Annotated in this window: 17 protein-coding genes; 15 read left to right on the top strand and 2 right to left on the bottom strand. The window is 51.4% G+C overall.

From position 1 onward, the window contains the following. The first annotated feature begins 24 nt into the window (after positions 1-24). The 9 genes from hfq (at position 25) to rnr (ending at position 10,962) form a co-directional block, all read left to right on the top strand. Positions 25-285 (top strand): RNA chaperone Hfq, encoded by a 261-nt coding sequence (gene hfq / locus ABC502_RS17590; RefSeq protein WP_330087330.1) that lies wholly within the window; start codon positions 25-27, stop codon positions 283-285. After that, positions 260-1,609, top strand: coding sequence for a ribosome rescue GTPase HflX (gene hflX / locus ABC502_RS17585; protein WP_345916815.1), 1,350 nt, complete (start codon positions 260-262; stop codon positions 1,607-1,609). Before hfq ends, hflX begins: the two co-directional genes overlap by 26 nt. A gap of 37 nt (positions 1,610-1,646) precedes the next feature. Beyond that, positions 1,647-2,807 carry an FtsH protease activity modulator HflK gene (gene hflK / locus ABC502_RS17580; RefSeq protein ID WP_330087332.1) on the top strand — a complete coding sequence of 387 codons (1,161 nt, stop codon included), beginning with the start codon at positions 1,647-1,649 and terminating at the stop codon, positions 2,805-2,807. 3 nt (positions 2,808-2,810) lie between these two features. Next, positions 2,811-3,689, top strand: coding sequence for a protease modulator HflC (gene hflC / locus ABC502_RS17575; RefSeq protein ID WP_330087333.1), 879 nt, complete (start codon positions 2,811-2,813; stop codon positions 3,687-3,689). A gap of 42 nt (positions 3,690-3,731) precedes the next feature. Beyond that, the gene (locus ABC502_RS17570) at positions 3,732-4,907 is read left to right on the top strand and encodes an aminotransferase class V-fold PLP-dependent enzyme (RefSeq protein WP_330087334.1); all 1,176 of its coding nucleotides are present in this window, start codon (positions 3,732-3,734) and stop codon (positions 4,905-4,907) included. 81 nt (positions 4,908-4,988) lie between these two features. Further along, the gene (locus tag ABC502_RS17565; RefSeq protein ID WP_330087335.1) at positions 4,989-6,290 is read left to right on the top strand and encodes an adenylosuccinate synthase; all 1,302 of its coding nucleotides are present in this window, start codon (positions 4,989-4,991) and stop codon (positions 6,288-6,290) included. Between the two features lie 87 nt (positions 6,291-6,377). Continuing rightward, on the top strand, positions 6,378-7,760 hold the full coding sequence (locus ABC502_RS17560) for a S41 family peptidase (protein WP_345916814.1): 1,383 nt from the start codon (positions 6,378-6,380) through the stop codon (positions 7,758-7,760). Between the two features lie 179 nt (positions 7,761-7,939). Next, entirely contained in the window at positions 7,940-8,536 is a 597-nt protein-coding gene (locus ABC502_RS17555) for a flagellar protein MotX (RefSeq protein WP_330087563.1), read from the top strand. Positions 8,537-8,601: 65 nt separating this feature from the next. Continuing rightward, a complete protein-coding gene (gene rnr / locus ABC502_RS17550) occupies positions 8,602-10,962 on the top strand; it encodes a ribonuclease R (protein ID WP_345916813.1) in 2,361 nt (786 codons plus the stop codon). Here rnr and rsmD read toward each other — a convergent pair. Then, a complete protein-coding gene (rsmD, locus tag ABC502_RS17545) occupies positions 10,959-11,546 on the bottom strand; it encodes a 16S rRNA (guanine(966)-N(2))-methyltransferase RsmD (RefSeq protein WP_345916812.1) in 588 nt (195 codons plus the stop codon). The genes rnr and rsmD overlap by 4 nt on opposite strands. 79 nt (positions 11,547-11,625) lie before the next feature. On the opposite strand from rsmD, the gene ftsY reads away from it, so the two are divergent. The 3 genes from ftsY to ftsX are packed head-to-tail and all read left to right on the top strand — an operon-like array spanning position 11,626 to position 14,494. Then, entirely contained in the window at positions 11,626-12,831 is a 1,206-nt protein-coding gene (gene ftsY, locus ABC502_RS17540; protein WP_345916811.1) for a signal recognition particle-docking protein FtsY, read from the top strand. 2 nt (positions 12,832-12,833) lie between these two features. Continuing rightward, positions 12,834-13,517 carry a cell division ATP-binding protein FtsE gene (gene ftsE, locus ABC502_RS17535; protein ID WP_330087340.1) on the top strand — a complete coding sequence of 228 codons (684 nt, stop codon included), beginning with the start codon at positions 12,834-12,836 and terminating at the stop codon, positions 13,515-13,517. Continuing rightward, complete coding sequence (gene ftsX, locus ABC502_RS17530) at positions 13,514-14,494, top strand: permease-like cell division protein FtsX (RefSeq protein ID WP_345916810.1); 981 nt, start codon at positions 13,514-13,516, stop codon at positions 14,492-14,494. Before ftsE ends, ftsX begins: the two co-directional genes overlap by 4 nt. A 17-nt stretch (positions 14,495-14,511) precedes the next feature. Here ftsX and ABC502_RS17525 read toward each other — a convergent pair whose 3' ends face one another. Beyond that, positions 14,512-15,720: an HDOD domain-containing protein gene (locus ABC502_RS17525; protein WP_345916809.1), complete on the bottom strand. Its 1,209-nt coding sequence runs from the start codon at positions 15,718-15,720 to the stop codon at positions 14,512-14,514. Positions 15,721-15,903: 183 nt separating this feature from the next. Between ABC502_RS17525 and rpoH the strand changes: the two genes are divergently transcribed. From rpoH to ABC502_RS17510, 3 genes are all read left to right on the top strand, one after another. Continuing rightward, on the top strand, positions 15,904-16,755 hold the full coding sequence (gene rpoH, locus ABC502_RS17520) for an RNA polymerase sigma factor RpoH (RefSeq protein WP_345916808.1): 852 nt from the start codon (positions 15,904-15,906) through the stop codon (positions 16,753-16,755). Positions 16,756-17,019: 264 nt separating this feature from the next. Further along, entirely contained in the window at positions 17,020-17,436 is a 417-nt protein-coding gene (locus tag ABC502_RS17515; RefSeq protein WP_330087344.1) for a lysozyme inhibitor LprI family protein, read from the top strand. Positions 17,437-17,539: 103 nt separating this feature from the next. Then, positions 17,540-17,878 carry a zinc ribbon domain-containing protein YjdM gene (locus tag ABC502_RS17510; RefSeq protein WP_345916807.1) on the top strand — a complete coding sequence of 113 codons (339 nt, stop codon included), beginning with the start codon at positions 17,540-17,542 and terminating at the stop codon, positions 17,876-17,878. Positions 17,879-17,926 lie beyond the last annotated feature (48 nt).

The raw sequence follows: 17,926 nt of genomic DNA, 5'->3' as shown, positions 1-17,926 counted from the left end.
TTATAACAATAAGGAATGCGGCACATGGCAAAAGGCCAATCATTACAGGATCCTTTCCTGAATACATTACGGCGGGAGCGGATCCCGGTTTCTATTTATCTGGTAAACGGTATTAAATTGCAGGGACAGGTTGAATCCTTTGATCAATTCGTCATTCTGCTGAAAAATACCGTCAGCCAAATGGTGTATAAACATGCCATCTCTACTGTGGTGCCTTCACGGGCGGTGAACACCATGATAGCTCACACCAACAGTGGAAATGAATCTGACGAAGCCGACGATTAATTCCCCGGCCTCAGCACGGTTAAACACTTCAGATGTATCTGCAGTGGATCATGAACGGGCAATTCTGGTTCAGGTAGAGTTTTCTGCGCAATGGCCGCAGGAGACTTTGCAGGAATTGGTATTGCTTGCTCATTCTGCTCAGGTTGAAGTGGTTGATACTATGCGCTGCCGGCGGCAAAAACCGGATAGCCGCTATTATGTTGGCTCTGGTATTGCGGAGTCTCTGGCACAGCAGGTAGAAGCGCTTGAGCTGACGGTACTTATTTTTAATCACGATTTGAGTCCTGCGCAAACGCGTAATCTGGAGCGTTGTTGCCAGTGCCGGGTTATTGACCGTACAACTCTAATCCTGGATATTTTTTCGCAGCGAGCCCGCAGTTACGAAGGGAAGTTGCAGGTCGAGCTAGCGCAATTGCGTCACCTGTCTTCACGGCTGGTGCGAGGCTGGGACAATGCCGAGCGGCAAAAAGGCGGTATTGGTTTGCGTGGTCCGGGTGAAACCCGGCTGGAAACCGACCGGCGCTTATTGCGACAACGGATGACGGCGCTGCGCCAGCGTATTGACAAACTAACGCGACAGCGCGAGCAGGGAAGGCAAGCCAGACAACGAGCAGCGGTGCCGGTTTTGGCGCTGGTAGGTTATACCAATGCAGGCAAATCCTCGTTGTTTAACGGGCTGACCCAAGCCAATGTGCATGCAGCCGACCAATTGTTTGCTACCCTGGACCCCACCTTACGCCGGCTGGAACTGGCTAACTTTGGTGCCGTGGTACTGGCCGATACCGTTGGTTTTATCCGTGAGTTGCCGCACGATCTAGTGGCTGCTTTTAAATCCACTTTGCAAGAAACCCGTGATGCCGATCTGGTGTTGCTGGTGGTGGATTATGCCGATGCAGATCATCCCTCCAAGCTTGCACAGGTACAAAAAGTGCTGGCTGATATCGATGCTGCTGATGTGCCGCAATTGTTGGTGTGGAATAAGATTGATCAGTGTGCGCTGGCGCCACGTATTGATTATGACGAGCAAGGGTTGCCTCAGTCTGTCTACCTGTCGGCCAAAAGTGGAGATGGTCTGCCTTTGTTGCTGGACGCCATTCGGCAACGCTTGGCCCAGCATTATTTACGGCTTACCTTGCTCTTGCCAACCGATGCGGGGCTCTGGCGAGCTCGCTTGCATCAGTTGCAGGCGGTAGAACAAGAACATTTTACTGAACAAGGCAACACTGAGTTACACATTCGTGTGTCAGCGGCCGATTGGGGGCGCTTATTGCAGCAAAGTGCAGGCTTGCTGGAAAACTATATCGTCAGTGAACCGCTTTTTTGATACATTAACCCAAATCGTACTATCAGTGGAGTAGACCATGGCTTGGAATGAGCCGGGCAAGAATGGCAAAGATAACGATCCTTGGAAGCAAGGTGGTCGTGATCAGGGCCCGCCCGATTTAGATGAAGTATTTCGTAACTTTGGCAAAAAATTTGGTGGTATTTTCGGTGGAGCCGGTGGCGGCAACCGGGGCACCTCAGGTGGTGGCTCCGTTTCCACGGTGTTATTGCTGGTTGCCATTGTTGCTGCTTTGGTTTGGGCCTTTAGTGGCTTTTACACCATCAAAGAATCAGAGCGCGGTGTGATCCTGCGTTTTGGTCAATACCATACTGAAGTTGGAGCTGGCATTCACTGGAAGCCCACCTTTATTGACCAGGTACGACCGGTCGATATCGCCAGTGTGCGTTCTTTCCGTACCGATGGCTTTATGCTAACCCAGGATCAGAACCTGGTGCGGGTGACCTTTGAAATTCAGTACCGGGTGTACAATGCGCGTGCTTACCTGTTTTCGGTTGTGAATGCCGACAACAGTCTGCAAGAAGCGACTGACGCGGCACTGCGTTTTGTGATTGGTCACTCCCTGATGGATGATGTGCTAACCCGTGGCCGTGAAGTCGTGCGGCAAAATACCCGCCAGGAGCTGGAAACCATTATCAGCCCATACCAGATGGGGTTAACGCTGGTCGATGTCAACTTCCGTGATGCCCGTCCGCCGGAAGAAGTGCGTGATGCCTTTGACGATGCCATAGCGGCGCAGGAAGATCAGGAGCGTTTTGTGCGGGAAGCGGATGCTTATGCCCGTGAAATCGAGCCACGTGCCCGTGGTCAGGTCAACCGTGTGATGCAAGAGGCGGAAGCTTACCGCCAACAGGTTATTCTACGCGCTCAGGGTGAAGTTGCCCGTTTCCAACAACTGTTGCCAGAATACATTGCTGCACCGCGGGTAACCCGCGAGCGTCTGTACCTGGAAGCGATGGAAGAAGTGTATAGCAATACCTCCAAAGTGCTGATCGATGTGACCAGCGGCAACAACATCATGTATTTGCCATTGGATCAGATGCTTAAAGGTGGTAGTGCTGGCTCTGGTTCTTCCAGTGCACTTCCGGTAACGCCACAGCGGTCACTGCAGGAGTCGCAAAATACTGCGCCGCGGCAGGATGGCATTCGCGGTACCACTACTCGTGATGGGAGACGTTAAGGCATGAAAAATTTAATTGTTGCAATCCTGGTGGTTGCCGGCCTGATCCTGTCTTCGGCACTTTTTGTGGTGCCGGAAGGCGAGCGGGCCATTGTGATTCAATTCGGTAAAATTCAGCGGGATGCAGCAGGCGAAGTGCAGGTGTTTGCGCCTGGCCTGCATTTTAAAATTCCAATGATCGAGACGGTCCGCAAACTGGATGCCAGGGTGCAGACGTTGGATGATCCGGCAGACCGCTTTGTCACCGCAGAGAAGAAAGACTTGTTGGTGAACAGCTATGTGAAATGGCGTATTCGTGATTTCGGTCAGTATTTTTTGAGTACCGGCGGTAATACCCAACAGGCTGAAGTGCTGTTAAAGCAGTACATCAACAACGGCTTACGGACCGAGTTCGGTACCCGTACCATTCCGGAAATTGTTTCCGGAGAGCGGACCGAGTTGATGGAAAGTGCATTGGAGCAGGCTGGCATCGCAGCCAATGAGTTGGGGATTGAGGTCATTGATGTTCGGGTGAAACAAATCAACCTGCCGGATGAAATCAGTATTTCAATATTCGCCCGGATGCGTGCCGAACGTCAGGCCGTAGCGCGGGAGCATCGTTCCCGTGGTATGGAAGATGCGGAGAAAATTCGTGCTGATGTCGACGCCCGGGTGACCGTTATGTTGGCCGATGCAGAGCGTAACTCCCGTACCGTCCGAGGTGAAGGAGATGCCCAGGCTGCCAACATCTACGCAGAAACCTACAGCAAAGATGCCGAGTTCTTCTCCTTTATCCGTAGCTTAGAAGCGTACCGGCGGAGTTTCCGTAATAAAGATGATGTGTTGGTGATTCAACCAGACAATGACTTCTTTAAACACATGAAAACCAATCAGAAACCATAAATGAAAAAGGCCCTGCGGGGCCTTTTTACTGGGTGAGCTTTTATGTATCAGCATCTGTACCAACACTTTTTACAAGGGCATCAGGGTAAGCAGCATTTTGCCAGCCACTCGCATCATTTCTGGCCGGATGTAACCCGTCAGGCGATGCTGGATTACTGGGACTTAAGTGCGCGTTGCTCGGATGAAAAATGGCAAACTATTTTTGCTGAGGTGCTACCACAAACGCAGCGTTTGCTGGCGGCACAGCTTGGCAGCCAGCAACCGGAGCAATTGGTGTTTGCACCCAATACCCATGAACTGGTGATGCGCTTGCTCAGCTGTTTTGACTGGCGTAAGCCGATCCGGGTGTTAACCACCGACAGTGAATTTTACAGCTTCCAACGGCAGGTAAGCCGGATGCAGGAGGACGGCCTGGTTGAGTTGACGGTGATCCCGACCGAACCCTTTGCCGATTTTGAACAGCGCTTTATTGCAGCAGCAAACAGCAATGAGTTTGAGCTGATTTTCTGCAGCCAGGTGTTTTTTAACTCAGGCGTGGCTATTGCCGATCTGACCGATTTTGTCCAGCAACTGGCAGCGGTATCGCAGGCCATGATCGCCATCGATGGTTACCACGCTTTTATGGCGCTGCCGCTGGATGTATCAGCGATTGAATCACGCATCTTTTATCTGGCCGGCAGTTATAAGTACGCCCAGGCCGGTGAAGGCTGTTGCTTTATGCTGTGCCCAAAAGGGAATCAATACCGGCCTGTCTACACCGGCTGGTTTGCCGAGTTTGGCGCACTGGCACAGCAACGTCCGGAACAGGTACCTTACAGCACCAATGGCTTTCGCTTTGCCGGCGCTACTATGGACTACAGCGCCTTATACCGGTTGCGTGCTGTCTTATTGTTATTGCAGCAAGAGCAACTGACGGTGCCGGTTATTCATCGGTATGTGCAACAGTTGCAACAGGTCTTTTTGCAGCAATTAAGAGCTTTGGTGCCATCGGTGCTGAATGAGACACAGCTTTTACAACGGAATTTGCAGCAGCATGGTCACTTTTTGACCTTTGCTTTGCCAACCGCCGATGATGCCGCTGCTGTTTCCAATTTTTTAAAGCAACATCATATTCTTACGGATTACCGGGGCAACCGGCTACGTTTTGGCTTTGCCATGTACCAATGCGCGGATCAGTTTGATTTGGGCTGTCTGGCATTATTTTCGACGAGCAGCTGACTTTTTTTCAGCCATCCAGATGCAGTTTGCTCAGAGTTTTGGTAGAATCCACGCCTATTTTTTTTCCATGTTGTAGGAACCATGGCCAAAAACGTCGTTGTGCTGGGCACCCAATGGGGTGACGAAGGTAAAGGTAAAATCGTTGACTTGTTAACTGATAAAGCCTCGTATGTGGTGCGTTATCAGGGCGGGCATAATGCAGGTCATACCCTGGTGATTGGTGGTGAGAAAACAGTCCTGCACCTGATCCCATCCGGTATCTTACGTGACAATGTCACCTGCGTTATTGGCAATGGTGTGGTGGTATCTCCCGAAGCGCTGTTAAAAGAAATGGCGATGCTGGAGCAACGCGGCATTCCGGTGAAAGAGCGGTTGGTGCTTAGTGAGGCTTGCCCGTTGATCCTGCCTATTCACGTAGCACTGGATATTGCCCGTGAAAAAGCCCGGGGCGCCAAAGCCATTGGTACCACGGGTCGCGGCATTGGCCCGGCCTATGAAGATAAAGTGGCACGGCGTGGTTTACGTGTTGGTGATTTGTTCAACCCAGAGCTGTTTGCTGAGAAGCTGAAAACTGTGATGGAGTTGCATAACTTCACCCTGACCCAGTACTACCAGGCCGACGCGGTGGATTACCAGCAAACCCTGGATGATGCACTGGCGATTGCGGATACCTTAAAAGCCATGGTAACCGATGTCACCGACTTGCTGGATAAAGCGCGTCGGGATGGCAAAGCTATTATGTTTGAGGGGGCTCAGGGTACCTTACTGGATATTGACCACGGGACTTACCCCTATGTCACTTCCTCCAACACCACTGCAGGTGGTGTTGCTACCGGTTGTGGTTTTGGTCCCCGTTACCTGGATTATGTGCTGGGTATTGTTAAAGCTTACACTACCCGGGTAGGCGCTGGTCCATTCCCGACCGAGTTAAGCTGTGCTGCTGGTGAGCATTTAGGGGTGAAAGGCCACGAGTTTGGTGCGACTACCGGCCGTAAACGTCGTACTGGTTGGTTTGATGCCGTCGCTGTACGCCGTGCTGTGCAATTAAACAGCATTTCTGGTTTTTGCCTGACTAAACTTGATGTACTGGACGGGCTGGAAACTGTCAGTATTTGTACCGGTTACCGGATGCCATCGGGTGAAGTGCTGGATGTGCCGCCGCTGGCAGCTGAAGGCTACGAGCAGGTAACACCTGTCTATGAGACCATGCCAGGCTGGCAGGACAGCACCTTTGGTTGTCAGTCGGTGGAGGCTCTGCCGCAAGCGGCACGTAATTACATTGCCCGGCTGGAACAACTGACCGGTGTGCCAATTGATATTATTTCTACCGGCCCGGACAGAACTGAAACGATCACTTTACGGCATCCGTTTATCGAATCCTGAGGTTGTTTGTTCGCATCCTTGAAAAAAGCTGCCTTCGGGCAGCTTTTTTTATATGATGTGTTATCAAGTAATGAATGGGTTGCCTCAATGAAATTTTATCTTCTTGTTTTTGCATCGTTTTTATTGGCGGCATGCGGCGGCTCTGGTTCATCCGGCTCATCGGGTGCCAACCTGGTTAACCCTGCGCAGTTCTCTGGTCAGCATTGCCCATCGACGGCTTCTGCCAACGCCGAAGCATTTTGCCTGATGTTCCAAGATTATCTGTGGTATCGGGAGATGCCAGAGCGGGTCAATCTGAACCAGTTTAACAGCGCCGATCAATTGGTGCGGGCCGTCCGTGCATCGCATGATCGCTTCAGTTATGTCTTATCGGCTGAAGAGTATGAGGCGCGCTTTATCGATGCCAGGTTTTTCGGCTATGGCATGTCGTTTCAGATCGTTGATAACGAGAGTGCTTTGTTGATCCGTTTTGTTTACAGCGATGGCTCTGCTGCAGAGAATGGTTTGCAACGTGGCGATCGCATTACTGAAATTGAAGGCAAAACGGTGGCACAGTGGTACGCCGATATAGAGGCTGGCCGGGCAACCAACGATGATATGTTTGGTGCAAATGATGATGGTGTGATGCGCCACTTTGCTTGGATTAAACCGGACGGTACTGCTCTGCAAGCCGATTTTATTAAGCGTGAGGTCACTACCAATACGGTGTTGCATCGCTCAGTGTTGGAAAAGGAAGGTAAACGTATTGGCTATCTGGTGTTTAATTCATTTATTGAGCTGTCGGAAACCGAACTGGAGCAGGCATTTAGCTATTTTAAACAACAAAATATTGATGAACTGGTGCTGGATGTGCGATACAACGGTGGAGGTTTGATTCGGGTGGCCAGTCAATTGGCCTCGCACATCGCCTGGCCCACATTACAAAACAAGACCTTTGTTACTTTCTCCCACAATGACAAGAACCCGCAAAACAACCGGACCTGGCAGTTTAGCCTGGGGCAGCGAGGCCAGAGCTTCTTGAATTTATCTCGGGTGCTGGTACTTACTACGCCGGGTTCCTGCTCCTCCAGCGAGTTGGTGATCAATTCGTTGACCCCTTTTATCGAAGTGGTGCAAATTGGTGAAGCCACCTGTGGCAAGCCGGTTGGCCAGCAGCCGGAATACTTTGACCGTCGGCAGCAGGTGATGTTTGCAGTGAATTTCCAAACCGTCAATGCGCTGGGCTTTGGTGACTATTTCGATGGCCTGATGCCACACTGTCCGGTGCGCGAAACCATACCGGGTGACTGGGGGCTAGAGACTGAAGCCTTGCTGCAGGAGGCTCTGTATTATTTGAGCACCGAAAGTTGTTCCAGTGCATCGCAGCAGTACTTTGCCCCTCTGTTGCCGCAATCGGCTGAACAAGTTCGACTGACAGCTCCAAAGCAAAATCTGGCGCAGCCATTCTGGCGGCAGTGGAACGAGCAGTAGGCGATAAAAGCACAGTGATAAAGGCCAACCTCACCGGGTTGGCCTTTTTTTTGCTATAGTTTTGTCAGGAGTTTTGTCAGTCAAGACGAAACCAAGCCATGCCAGGAAGATGCCTGGCAGCACTGGAAAAGAGAACAGAGATGATACGGTATTTTTGGCAGGCAGTGGTGTTGGGACTGATGCTGGTAAGTGCAGCTCAGGCCGAGGAAAACCGCATCCGGCAGTTGGAGGCGGTACAGCTGTATACCCAGGATGAATTGTTGGCATTGATCCGCACCAACAGTCATTTGCGTCGGGTGCAGGATGATGAGTGTCAACTGGTTCGAGACATTGAAGCCCGGGCCGATATTATGAAATTACCGGCTTACCAGTTTTTATGGGGCGATATGCTGGCTTACGCCGTCTGTGTACCTCGCGATATTGAACGTGGCTGGCAGTTGATGCAAGACGCGGCTGCGCAAGGGTTACCTGAAGGGCTGGAGCAAGTAGGCCGGTATTATCATATTGGCCGTTTTGTGCAGCCTGATGCCGAAAAAGCCATTGTCTATCTGCGAGAAGCCGCAGCTCTGGGTAATTTGCCCGCCACCATCCGGCTGGCCGAAATCCTGCTTGCCGATGCCGGCAGTCCGCGAGATTACGAGCAGGTATACCGCTGGTTGCATCATTCGGTCACGGCCGATGCATCAATGCACCAGAAAATCAGTCAGTTGTTGCGTCAGTTCGAACAACGGATGCCGGATCGGGTAGTGCAGCGGGCGCGTCGACCTGTGTCCTGAATGTCATACAAGGATGCGCTGAAGGTGTTACACTAAAGGCTAGTTAGGTTACAGAAGAGTCATGCATGACCATTAAAGATCCCTTCCTGGCCCGTGAGCAGGAAAAGTACGACAATCCGATCCCAAGCCGGGAATTTATTCTGGAGCACATTGAAAAGCGGCAACAACCTGCCTACTTTGAAGAGCTGGTTGCCGAGTTGCAGCTGAGTGATGACGATCACATCTTTGCCTTGAAAAAGCGGCTGCGCGCTATGGAGCGTGACGGCCAGTTAATCTTTACCAAAAACCGGCGCTATGGGCTGGTTGATCGGATGGACTTAAAGAAAGGCCGGGTTATTGGTCATCGTGATGGCTTTGGCTTTCTGAAGCTGGATGAAGGCGGTCCGGACTGGTTTATTCCCAATCATGAAATGCATCGTTTGCTGCACGGCGATCAGGTATTAGCGACCCTGACCGAAAGCAGTCGCGGCCGGCAAAAAACCGAAGCTCGCATCGTGCGGGTGCTGGAGCCTCGTACTGAAGCTGTGGTAGGGCGTTATTACCGAGACTATGCGCTGGCTGTTGTGGTGCCGGACGACCCGCGCATCGGCCAGGATATTGTAGTACCGGAGGGTGCTCAGGGCGAAGCACGGCATGGTCAGGTGGTGCTGGTGGAGATTACCGAGCGGCCCACTAAGCGGGTGAATGCAGTGGGACGGGTGATTGAAGTACTGGGTGAGCATATGGCGCCTGGTATGGAAATTGAAGTGGCCATTCGGAATCACCAGATCCCGCATCAGTTTCCGGAAGCTGTGAACAAACAAGTCAGCAAGTATGGTGAAGAGGTCGCCGGCAGCGATAAAGCCGGCCGGGTCGATTTAACCGCTATGCCTTTTGTCACCATTGATGGTGAAGATGCACGTGATTTTGACGATGCTGTCTATGCCGAGTCCCGAGATGATGGTGGCTGGCGGCTTTGGGTGGCCATTGCCGATGTCAGCAGCTATGTTCAGGTGGATACGCCGCTGGATCAGGAAGCGCTGCTGCGTGGTACTTCGGTGTACTTCCCGGATCAGGTGGTGCCGATGTTGCCCGAAGCACTGTCGAATGGGCTTTGTTCACTAAACCCTCATGTCGACCGGCTTTGCCTGGTGGCCGAAATGGATATTGGCGCCAATGGTAAATTAATGAATTACCGCTTTTTCGAAGCGGTCATGAACTCTAAAGCAAGGTTGACCTACAGCAAAGTGTATGCAATTTTGCAAGGCGATCTGGCGTTGCGTCAGCAATACCAGGCCAATCTGACAGCATTGGAAACCTTGTACAGCCTGTACCGCCGGCTGGCCAAAACCCGTGCCCAGCGTGGAGCCATTGAATTCGAAACCGTTGAAACCCGATTTATTTTCAATAGCCATCGCAAAATTGAGCAGATTGTACCGGTGCACCGCAACGATGCGCATAAGCTGATCGAAGAGTGCATGATCATGGCCAATGTGGCGGCGGCCCGCTTCCTTGAGAAGCATAAAACCCCGGCGTTATATCGGGTGCACGAGCAGCCGGATCCGGATCGTTTCGCCAACTTCCGCCGTTTCCTGGCCGAGCTTGGCATTGAAACCACCTTACCGGATGAGCCAGAGCCGCTGCAACTGGTGCAGGAGTTGGCAAAGCTGGCCGACCGACCCGATCGTGAGCTGATTGAAACCACCTTACTGCGCTCGATGAAACAAGCGGTCTATCAGGGCGATAATGAGGGGCACTTTGGCCTGGCGCTGCCGGCTTATGCCCACTTCACTTCCCCAATCCGGCGTTATCCGGATTTGGTGGTGCATCGCAGCATCAAATCGATTTTGCAGCAGCAGGGTCAGCAGACCAAAGGGGCTCATCGCTACAGCCCTGAGCAGGTGGAGCAACTCGGTGAGCACTGCTCGATGACCGAACGCCGGGCTGATGACGCGACCCGCGAAGTATCGGACTGGTTGAAGTGCGAGTACATGCAGGATCATCTGGGCATGGAGTTCGATGGGGTCGTTTCCACGGTGACCAGTTTTGGCCTCTTTATCCGGCTGACTGAACTCTATATCGAAGGGCTGGTGCATGTGACCTCGTTGAAAAACGATTACTACCACTTTGATGCCGAGCGCCAGATCCTGATGGGGGAGCATTCGCGTCAGGGCTACCGGCTGGGCGATCTGGTCAAGGTCAAGGTGATGGCTGTGAACCTGGAAAGCCGTACCATTGACTTAGCACTGGAAGAAGAAGGTACGCCGCGCCGTAGTAAGGGCAAAGCCAAAGAGGCGGCTCCGTCGTTGCCAGGCAAGGTGGTGGTCAAAAGTGCGAAAAAGCCGGCAGGAACCAAGCGTAAGGCCGTTGCAGCCAAACCCGCAGCCAAAGGCCGGCCAGGCAAGCCGGCAGCTAAAGGCAAGCCGAAGGCCAGAAAGAAAGGTTAAGCCTCTCGGCGGAACAGTCGATATGCCAGCTGACCGGCGATTTTTTCCCGGTACAGCTGCCAGTTGACTGGCAGTGCCTGCAGGGGCAATTCTTTTTCGGTTTCCAGATAGATCCAGGCATTGCCACTAAGCCAGCCGTGTTGCTCCAGCAATTGACAGCAGGGCTCGGCCAGGTTTTGGCGAAATGGTGGGTCTATAAACACCAGATCGAAGGGCTGGCTGCAGCCTTGTTGCAAAAATTGCAGCGTATCGGTTTGTTGTACCTCTGCACTGGCAGCAAGGCTTTGGCACAGATTGTTCAGTTGCTGGGCTTGTGGTTTGTCCTTTTCCAGCAGCAAAGCAAAGCTGGCCTCTCTGGACAAAGCTTCCAGCGCCAGGGCTCCACTGCCGGCAAAGCAGTCCAGCACCCGTTGTTCAGCAACTTCCTGCATCAACCAGTTAAAGAGTGTTTCCCGCACCCGGTCAGTGGTGGGCCTGAGCCCTTCGGCATCGGCGACCGGAATTTTCCGGCCCCGCCATCGGCCGCTGATGATTCGGATTTGTCCCGGGCTGGCTGGTTTTTTTCCTGCTGCTGATCGTCTCATCTAATGGTTTATGCCTGTTGGTGAAGATGCTAGTATAACCACCAATTTTACCCGATCTGAAGTGCACTGACACCGACTTATGAGCAAAGAATCCAAACTCTTCTCCTGGCTTGGCTTTGGTAAGAAATCGACAACAGCTGACAACCCTGAGCCAGTAGACACAACTGTGCCAGTAGACAGCCCTGAGCCAGTAGACAACCCTGAGCCAACCGATAGCCCAGAACCAATCAGCCCTCAAGCTGAGGCTACACCAGAGTTAGCTGATAGCACCCAACCTGAATCTTCTGCAGCGCCAGAGCCAGTCGCCAGTGCCAGGTCAGAGCAATTGCCGGTCAGTCAACCTGAGCCTGCAGTGACTAATAAACCAGGTTTTTTTGCCCGTTTGCGGCAGGGCTTAAGCAAAACCAGCCAAAACCTTGGTTCTGGCCTGGCCGCTTTATTTCTGGGCAAAAAAATTGATGACGAATTATACGAGGAGCTGGAAACTCAGTTGCTGCTGGCCGATGTCGGGGTAGAAACCACGCAGAAATTGATCAAACAACTGACACAGCATGCGGATCGTAAAGCGCTAAAAGATGCCGGGCAACTGTACCAAAAGCTGCAGCAGGATATGGCCGCTTTACTGCAGGATGTAGAACAACCACTGCTGCCAATCCACAGCGATGGTCCCTTTGTCATTCTGATGGTCGGGGTGAATGGCGTTGGTAAAACTACCACCATTGGTAAGATGGCACAGCAGTTTAAGCAGCAGGGCAAAAGTGTGATGCTGGCGGCAGGAGATACCTTTCGGGCTGCAGCGGTCGAGCAACTCCAGGTGTGGGGTGAGCGTAACCAGATCCCAGTAGTGGCGCAACATACCGGAGCCGACAGTGCCTCGGTTATTTTTGATGCGTACCAGGCTGCCAAAGCCCGAAAGGTAGATGTCTTGATTGCTGATACCGCCGGCCGGTTGCAGAATAAAGCGCACCTGATGGAAGAGCTGAAAAAAATAGTCCGGGTGGTGCAAAAAATCCAACCGGATGCGCCACATGAAGTCATGTTGACCCTGGATGCCGGTACCGGTCAGAATGCATTAAGTCAGGCACGAATTTTTAACCAGGCCGTCCCTTTAACGGGCATCAGCCTGACCAAGCTGGATGGTACCGCCAAAGGCGGGGTCATTTTTGCTATTGCCGACCAGTTTAAAGTACCGATCCGTTACATTGGGGTTGGGGAAGGGATCGATGATTTGCGAACCTTTAACAGTACTGACTTTATCCAGGCTTTGTTTAACAAGGACTCCTGATTATGCTGACTTTCGATCAGGTTAGTAAAAGTTATCCCGGTGGTTTTATCGCGCTGGACCGCATCAGTTTCGAGCTGGCCAAAGGCGAAATGGCGTTCTTAACCGGCCACTCTGGCGCTGGTAAAAGCACCTTATTGAAGCTTATCAGCCTGATTGAACGCCCGACCAGTGGCCGGGTGCTGATCAACAACGTCGATTTAAAGCGCATTCGCCGCTCCCAGGTGCCGTATATCCGGCGCGATATCGGCATTATTTTTCAGAATCACCGTTTGCTGATGGAGCATACCGTATTCGACAATGTGGCGCTGCCGTTGGTGATTGAAGGCTTTACCGGTAAAGAAATGGTGAAACGGGTGCATGCAGCGCTGGATAAAGTTGGCTTGCTGGATAAGGTCCGTTGCTTGCCGGAAACCTTGTCGGGTGGTGAGCAGCAACGGGTCGGTATTGCGCGGGCGGTGGTGAATAAGCCCCCTTTGCTATTGGCGGACGAGCCCACGGGGAACCTGGATCCGGAACTATCAAAAGACATTATGCAGGTATTTGAAGCCTTCAACCAGGTGGGGGTATCAGTTTTGGTGGCAACCCACGATCACGGTTTGGTCGCGCGCATGCGTTATCGCACCCTCACTCTGAAACAGGGGAGCATGATCAACGATGGCTTATTGCAATACGAGGAGCCACTGTGAGTATTTTATTTTCTGGCCGGGCGGCTGGTGCCAGCAGCAAGCAAATCAGCCTGGTGCAGCGTTGGGTGATGTTTTGGGTACAGCATCTGCGTCAATGCATTGGTAGTTTAGGCGAGCTGTGGCGCACGCCCTTGGCTTCGTTAATGACGATTGCCGTACTGGGCGTTAGTCTAACCTTACCGACTACCTTGCATGTGCTGGTGAAAAATGTGCAGAGCATCAGTGGCAACTTTACCCAGGCGGCAGAAATTAGCTTTTTTTTACACGATGGTGCCAGTGATGCTCAAATTACTACCCTGATCACCATGCTCAGTGCTGATGCCGATGTAGAGCAGGTGCGCTTTATTTCCAAAGCGCAGGCTATGGAAGAGTTTCAGCAAGTTTCCGGTTTCGGCCAGGCGTTGCAACTGCTGGACAACAATCCATTGCCTGATGTGCTGCTGGTAATGCCGCGCCATACCCATCCGCAAGCGGCAGAACAATTACGGCGCAGGATTGAGCAAGAGCGTATTGTTGATTTTGGCAAACTGGATATTGCCTGGTTAGAGCGGTTGGATGCTATTTTATTGTTGTTGCGCCAGGCGGTGCTGGCCATTGCTTTGTTGTTATTAACCGCGGTGTTACTGATTATCGGCAATACCATTCGCTTATCCATTATGAATAAAAAAGAAGAAATTGAAGTAATGAAGCTGGTGGGGGCGACCGATGCTTTTATTCAGCGACCTTTTTTATACACCGGTGTTTGGTTTGGTTTGTTTGGTGGTTTGCTGGCATTTCTGGTGGTCGAGATGATGGTGTGGTGGCTGGAGGGGGCCATAGGGCAAATTACCGAGCTGTACGAAAGTCACTTCCGCCTGATGACGATGACTTTTAGCGAGTTCCTTGGCTTGCTGCTATTGGCTGTTGCCCTTGGCCTGGCAGGCTCCTATATTTCCGTCAGCCGGCATATTCGTGCCATTGAGCCTACCGGGCCTTAACTGGCCCAAACCCGAGTTTACAACTGCAGCTGCTCGGCCCATTCGATGGCATCCAGGTACATAGCCCGAACATCCATGGGCTCGGAGCTTAGATGCTGCAGCTGTTGCTGGCAGCTCTGCCAATTTGCCTGCTCATAGTGCAGCACCAGTTGCAGAGGTTGGCTTAACGGACCTTGTTGATTCAATAGCGCCTGCTTGATCGCATCTTGCACCGGTAGTTGTGTCAGTACCTGCGGCAGCGGTTGTTCCAATAAAGCATCGATCAGGGATAATAAACCGGTTAAAAAGGCGCTGGATTGCAGTTGCGCTTGGCCGCTCGCTTGCGCAATCAGATCGCAAAACCGGGCCCGGATAATGGACAGCTTCAGTAATTCAGGCTGCTGGTTTTCAGCAAGGTTGGATAAGGCTACCAGGGCGATGAATTTTTTTAACTCGATTGCTCCCATAAATACCATGGCATGTTTGAGCGTCTGGATGGGTTTGGTGCGGGCGTAGAAAGCGCTGTTGATAAAGCGCAGTAATTTGTATGACAGGCCCAAGTCCCGCTCCATCACGCGCACTAATTTATCGAAATCAAGCTCTGGCTCTGCGGCTTCAGCAATGAGTGCCAGCAGATGGATTTGATGGTGACCCAGTTTTTTGTGTCGGAGCATCTGTGGATGCGCAAAAAAATACCCTTGAAAATAATCAAAACCAAGTTGTTTCAATTGTTGAAACTCTTCCATTGTTTCCACTTTTTCAGCCAGTAACTTACCGCGAAAGTCTTCCAACTGTGCCAGTTGTGCTGCCAGTGTGGGCAAAGGGTTTTGCCGGATATCCACTTTCAGGAAATGAATATAAGGCATTAAACGTTGCCACTGTGGGTTAAAGGTATAGTCGTCCAGTGCCAGTTGATAACCCTGTTCATGCAACTGGCGGCAGGCAGTTAACAGCTCACTGCTAAAGGGGACCGACTCCAGGATTTCAATCACGGTGTTGGCGGGATCCAAAGCGTGCGGGAACTGGTACAGCAGGCTGTCTTCAGTGAAATTAATAAAAGCGAGTTTATGCTGGGTAATACGCTCCAGCCCGACAAGGAAGTGGTGCTCGGTGATCAACCGGCTGGTGGCTTCATCCGGATCGATAGACGGAAAACTGTTTTGCTCACCATCGCGAAACAGCAATTCATAGCCAATCAGTTGTTGCCGCTGATCAAAAATTGGCTGACGAGCAATATAGCTGTACATGTTTTCTGCTCCGTCAATAAGTTAGCTTCAGTGTAATGCAATTTAATCAGGCCGTATATTGCGTATTAGCATGACCAGAAACTCTTTAGATAAATCAGTTATAAAAAGGCAGAAACTAAAATTAGCACTCTCGGTCAAAGAGTGCTAAGATATTTTTCAACTTGAGATGGATGGAAGTACATCATGACGAAATCATCTGAACTTATGACCCTGACCTTAGGCGCCAGCAGCAGCTTTGAAGCCTATACGCAGACGGTAAGCTCCATTCCGATGCTCAGTGCGGAAGAAGAAAAAGGTTTGGCTGAACGGCTGCATAATGAAGGTGATTTAACGGCAGCCCGGCAACTGATCATGTCGCATTTGCGTTTTGTGGTGCATATTGCCCGCAGCTATTCAGGTTATGGTTTACCGGTAAGCGATTTGGTGCAAGAAGGCAATATCGGCCTGATGAAAGCGGTAAAGCGCTTCAATCCTGCTGTAGGTGTGCGGCTGGTCTCTTTCGCTGTGCATTGGATTAAAGCAGAGATTCATGAGTATGTGCTGAAAAACTGGCGTATTGTTAAAATTGCCACCACCAAGGCGCAGCGTAAATTGTTTTTTAACCTGCGTAAATCCAAGAAGCACCTGGGGTGGTTTAGCCAGGATGAAGTCGCCCATGTTGCAGAGACGCTGGGTGTCGCAGAGCATGAGGTGCGTGAAATGGAATCACGCATGAGCAACTACGACATGCCTTTTGATGCACCAGAAGGTGATGACGACCAGGCGTACACTGCACCGGCCTATTATTTGGAAGATAAAAGCTCAGATCTGGCCAGCCAGGTGCAAGAGCGGCAGTCCGATGACATGGCGCACGATCAACTGTACGCAGCATTGCGTACTTTGGACGAGCGCAGCCAGGATATTATCCGGGCACGCTGGCTGGAGCAGAACAAGATGACACTGCAGGAACTGGCTGCACGTTATGAGGTGTCTGCCGAGCGGGTACGCCAGCTGGAAAAAAATGCTATGAAGAAACTGCAAGCCGCCATGAGCTAAGCAGTCCCGTTTCAAGAAACCACCGCAGGACGGTGGTTTTTTTATGTCTAAGTTGCAGGTCGATAAGGGGTTTAATTCGTCGTTATTAGAATTATGCGGATAAAGTATGTTTTTTGGGTTAGATTGAAAGCATTGAAAAATAGCAAACAACTACCTTGCCGTACTTACGAACTACTGTCGTCTTGACTCAGTTCATACGCAGGTATGCAGCGTTTGCGGGGAAAGAGTTGTATCGATGTAGATAAATCAAACTAAGAGGATGCGATGAAAAACTTTTTGGTATGGTGGTTTGGCTTGTGCTCATTGGCGGTTTTTGCCTGTGAGGAGCATAGGATTGATTGCGACAAGGCCTACACGACTTTCGAAATCAATCAGTGCGCAGCGATGGAGTTGGACAAAGCCAACCAACAGCTGGCTTATTACCTGGACACCGCACTTGAGCACAACAGTGATGATGCCGAATTGGTGAAGGCGATAAAAGCAGCCCAGCAGGATTGGGAGCGTTATGCCAATACGCATTGTCAGGCGGTTTATACCCAGTGGCGTGATGGCACCATTCGGGGAGCTATGGCACTGTCCTGTATGACGCAACAGACCCAGGGGCGTACCCATGAAATTTGGCAACGCTTCCTCACCTTTATGGACAGTACGGCTGCTGTGCTGCCCGAGCCTGGGGTTTGATAGCCGCACCACAATGCCTGCATGCAACGGACTGGTGGTAAACAACAGCGCTTTGCTGTATGGTTTGGCGCTGCGAAATTCCAGACCAATGGAGCTTTGAACCATGAGTGATTTACCTGCCTGTCCGAGCTGTGGCTCCTCCTATACCTATGAAGATGGGGTGATGTTACTTTGCCCCGAGTGCGGCCATGAATGGCAAGCGGGTGATGAAGCCCAACAAGACGATGCTTTGGTGGTAAAAGATGCCCATGGCAATCTGTTGCAGGATGGCGACAGCGTAACAGTGATAAAAGATCTGAAAGTGAAGGGCAGTTCCCTGGTAGTAAAAGTGGGCACCAGGGTAAAGAACATCCGCCTGGTGAATGAAGATCACAACATTGATTGTAAAATTGATGGTATCGGGGCGATAAAGTTAAAATCTGAGTTTGTAAAAAAAGCCTGATTGGACTGTGATTGGCAATGGCAAGGAGCTGAAATGAACGACAGGCGT

This window comes from Alkalimonas sp. NCh-2 (genome assembly GCF_039631345.1).
GTDB lineage: Bacteria > Pseudomonadota > Gammaproteobacteria > Enterobacterales > Alteromonadaceae > Alkalimonas > Alkalimonas mucilaginosa.
The sequence above is the reverse complement of the archived record's forward strand: the minus strand, read 5'-3'. Positions and strand labels throughout refer to the sequence as shown.

Excerpts from the sequence above, each read along its gene's own strand:
- ABC502_RS17570 (WP_330087334.1), top strand. The coding sequence starts at position 3,732 with ATGTATCAGCATCTGTACCAACACTTTTTACAAGGGCATCAGGGTAAG.
- hfq (WP_330087330.1), top strand. The coding sequence starts at position 25 with ATGGCAAAAGGCCAATCATTACAGGATCCTTTCCTGAATACATTACGG.
- ABC502_RS17525 (WP_345916809.1), bottom strand. The coding sequence starts at position 15,720 with ATGTACAGCTATATTGCTCGTCAGCCAATTTTTGATCAGCGGCAACAA.
- ABC502_RS17510 (WP_345916807.1), top strand. The coding sequence starts at position 17,540 with ATGAGTGATTTACCTGCCTGTCCGAGCTGTGGCTCCTCCTATACCTAT.
- ABC502_RS17565 (WP_330087335.1), top strand. The coding sequence starts at position 4,989 with ATGGCCAAAAACGTCGTTGTGCTGGGCACCCAATGGGGTGACGAAGGT.
- ABC502_RS17555 (WP_330087563.1), top strand. The coding sequence starts at position 7,940 with ATGCTGGTAAGTGCAGCTCAGGCCGAGGAAAACCGCATCCGGCAGTTG.
- rpoH (WP_345916808.1), top strand. The coding sequence starts at position 15,904 with ATGACGAAATCATCTGAACTTATGACCCTGACCTTAGGCGCCAGCAGC.
- hflX (WP_345916815.1), top strand. The coding sequence starts at position 260 with ATGAATCTGACGAAGCCGACGATTAATTCCCCGGCCTCAGCACGGTTA.
- hflK (WP_330087332.1), top strand. The coding sequence starts at position 1,647 with ATGGCTTGGAATGAGCCGGGCAAGAATGGCAAAGATAACGATCCTTGG.
- rnr (WP_345916813.1), top strand. The coding sequence starts at position 8,602 with ATGACCATTAAAGATCCCTTCCTGGCCCGTGAGCAGGAAAAGTACGAC.
- ABC502_RS17515 (WP_330087344.1), top strand. The coding sequence starts at position 17,020 with ATGAAAAACTTTTTGGTATGGTGGTTTGGCTTGTGCTCATTGGCGGTT.
- ABC502_RS17560 (WP_345916814.1), top strand. The coding sequence starts at position 6,378 with ATGAAATTTTATCTTCTTGTTTTTGCATCGTTTTTATTGGCGGCATGC.
- ftsY (WP_345916811.1), top strand. The coding sequence starts at position 11,626 with ATGAGCAAAGAATCCAAACTCTTCTCCTGGCTTGGCTTTGGTAAGAAA.
- rsmD (WP_345916812.1), bottom strand. The coding sequence starts at position 11,546 with ATGAGACGATCAGCAGCAGGAAAAAAACCAGCCAGCCCGGGACAAATC.
- ftsE (WP_330087340.1), top strand. The coding sequence starts at position 12,834 with ATGCTGACTTTCGATCAGGTTAGTAAAAGTTATCCCGGTGGTTTTATC.
- hflC (WP_330087333.1), top strand. The coding sequence starts at position 2,811 with ATGAAAAATTTAATTGTTGCAATCCTGGTGGTTGCCGGCCTGATCCTG.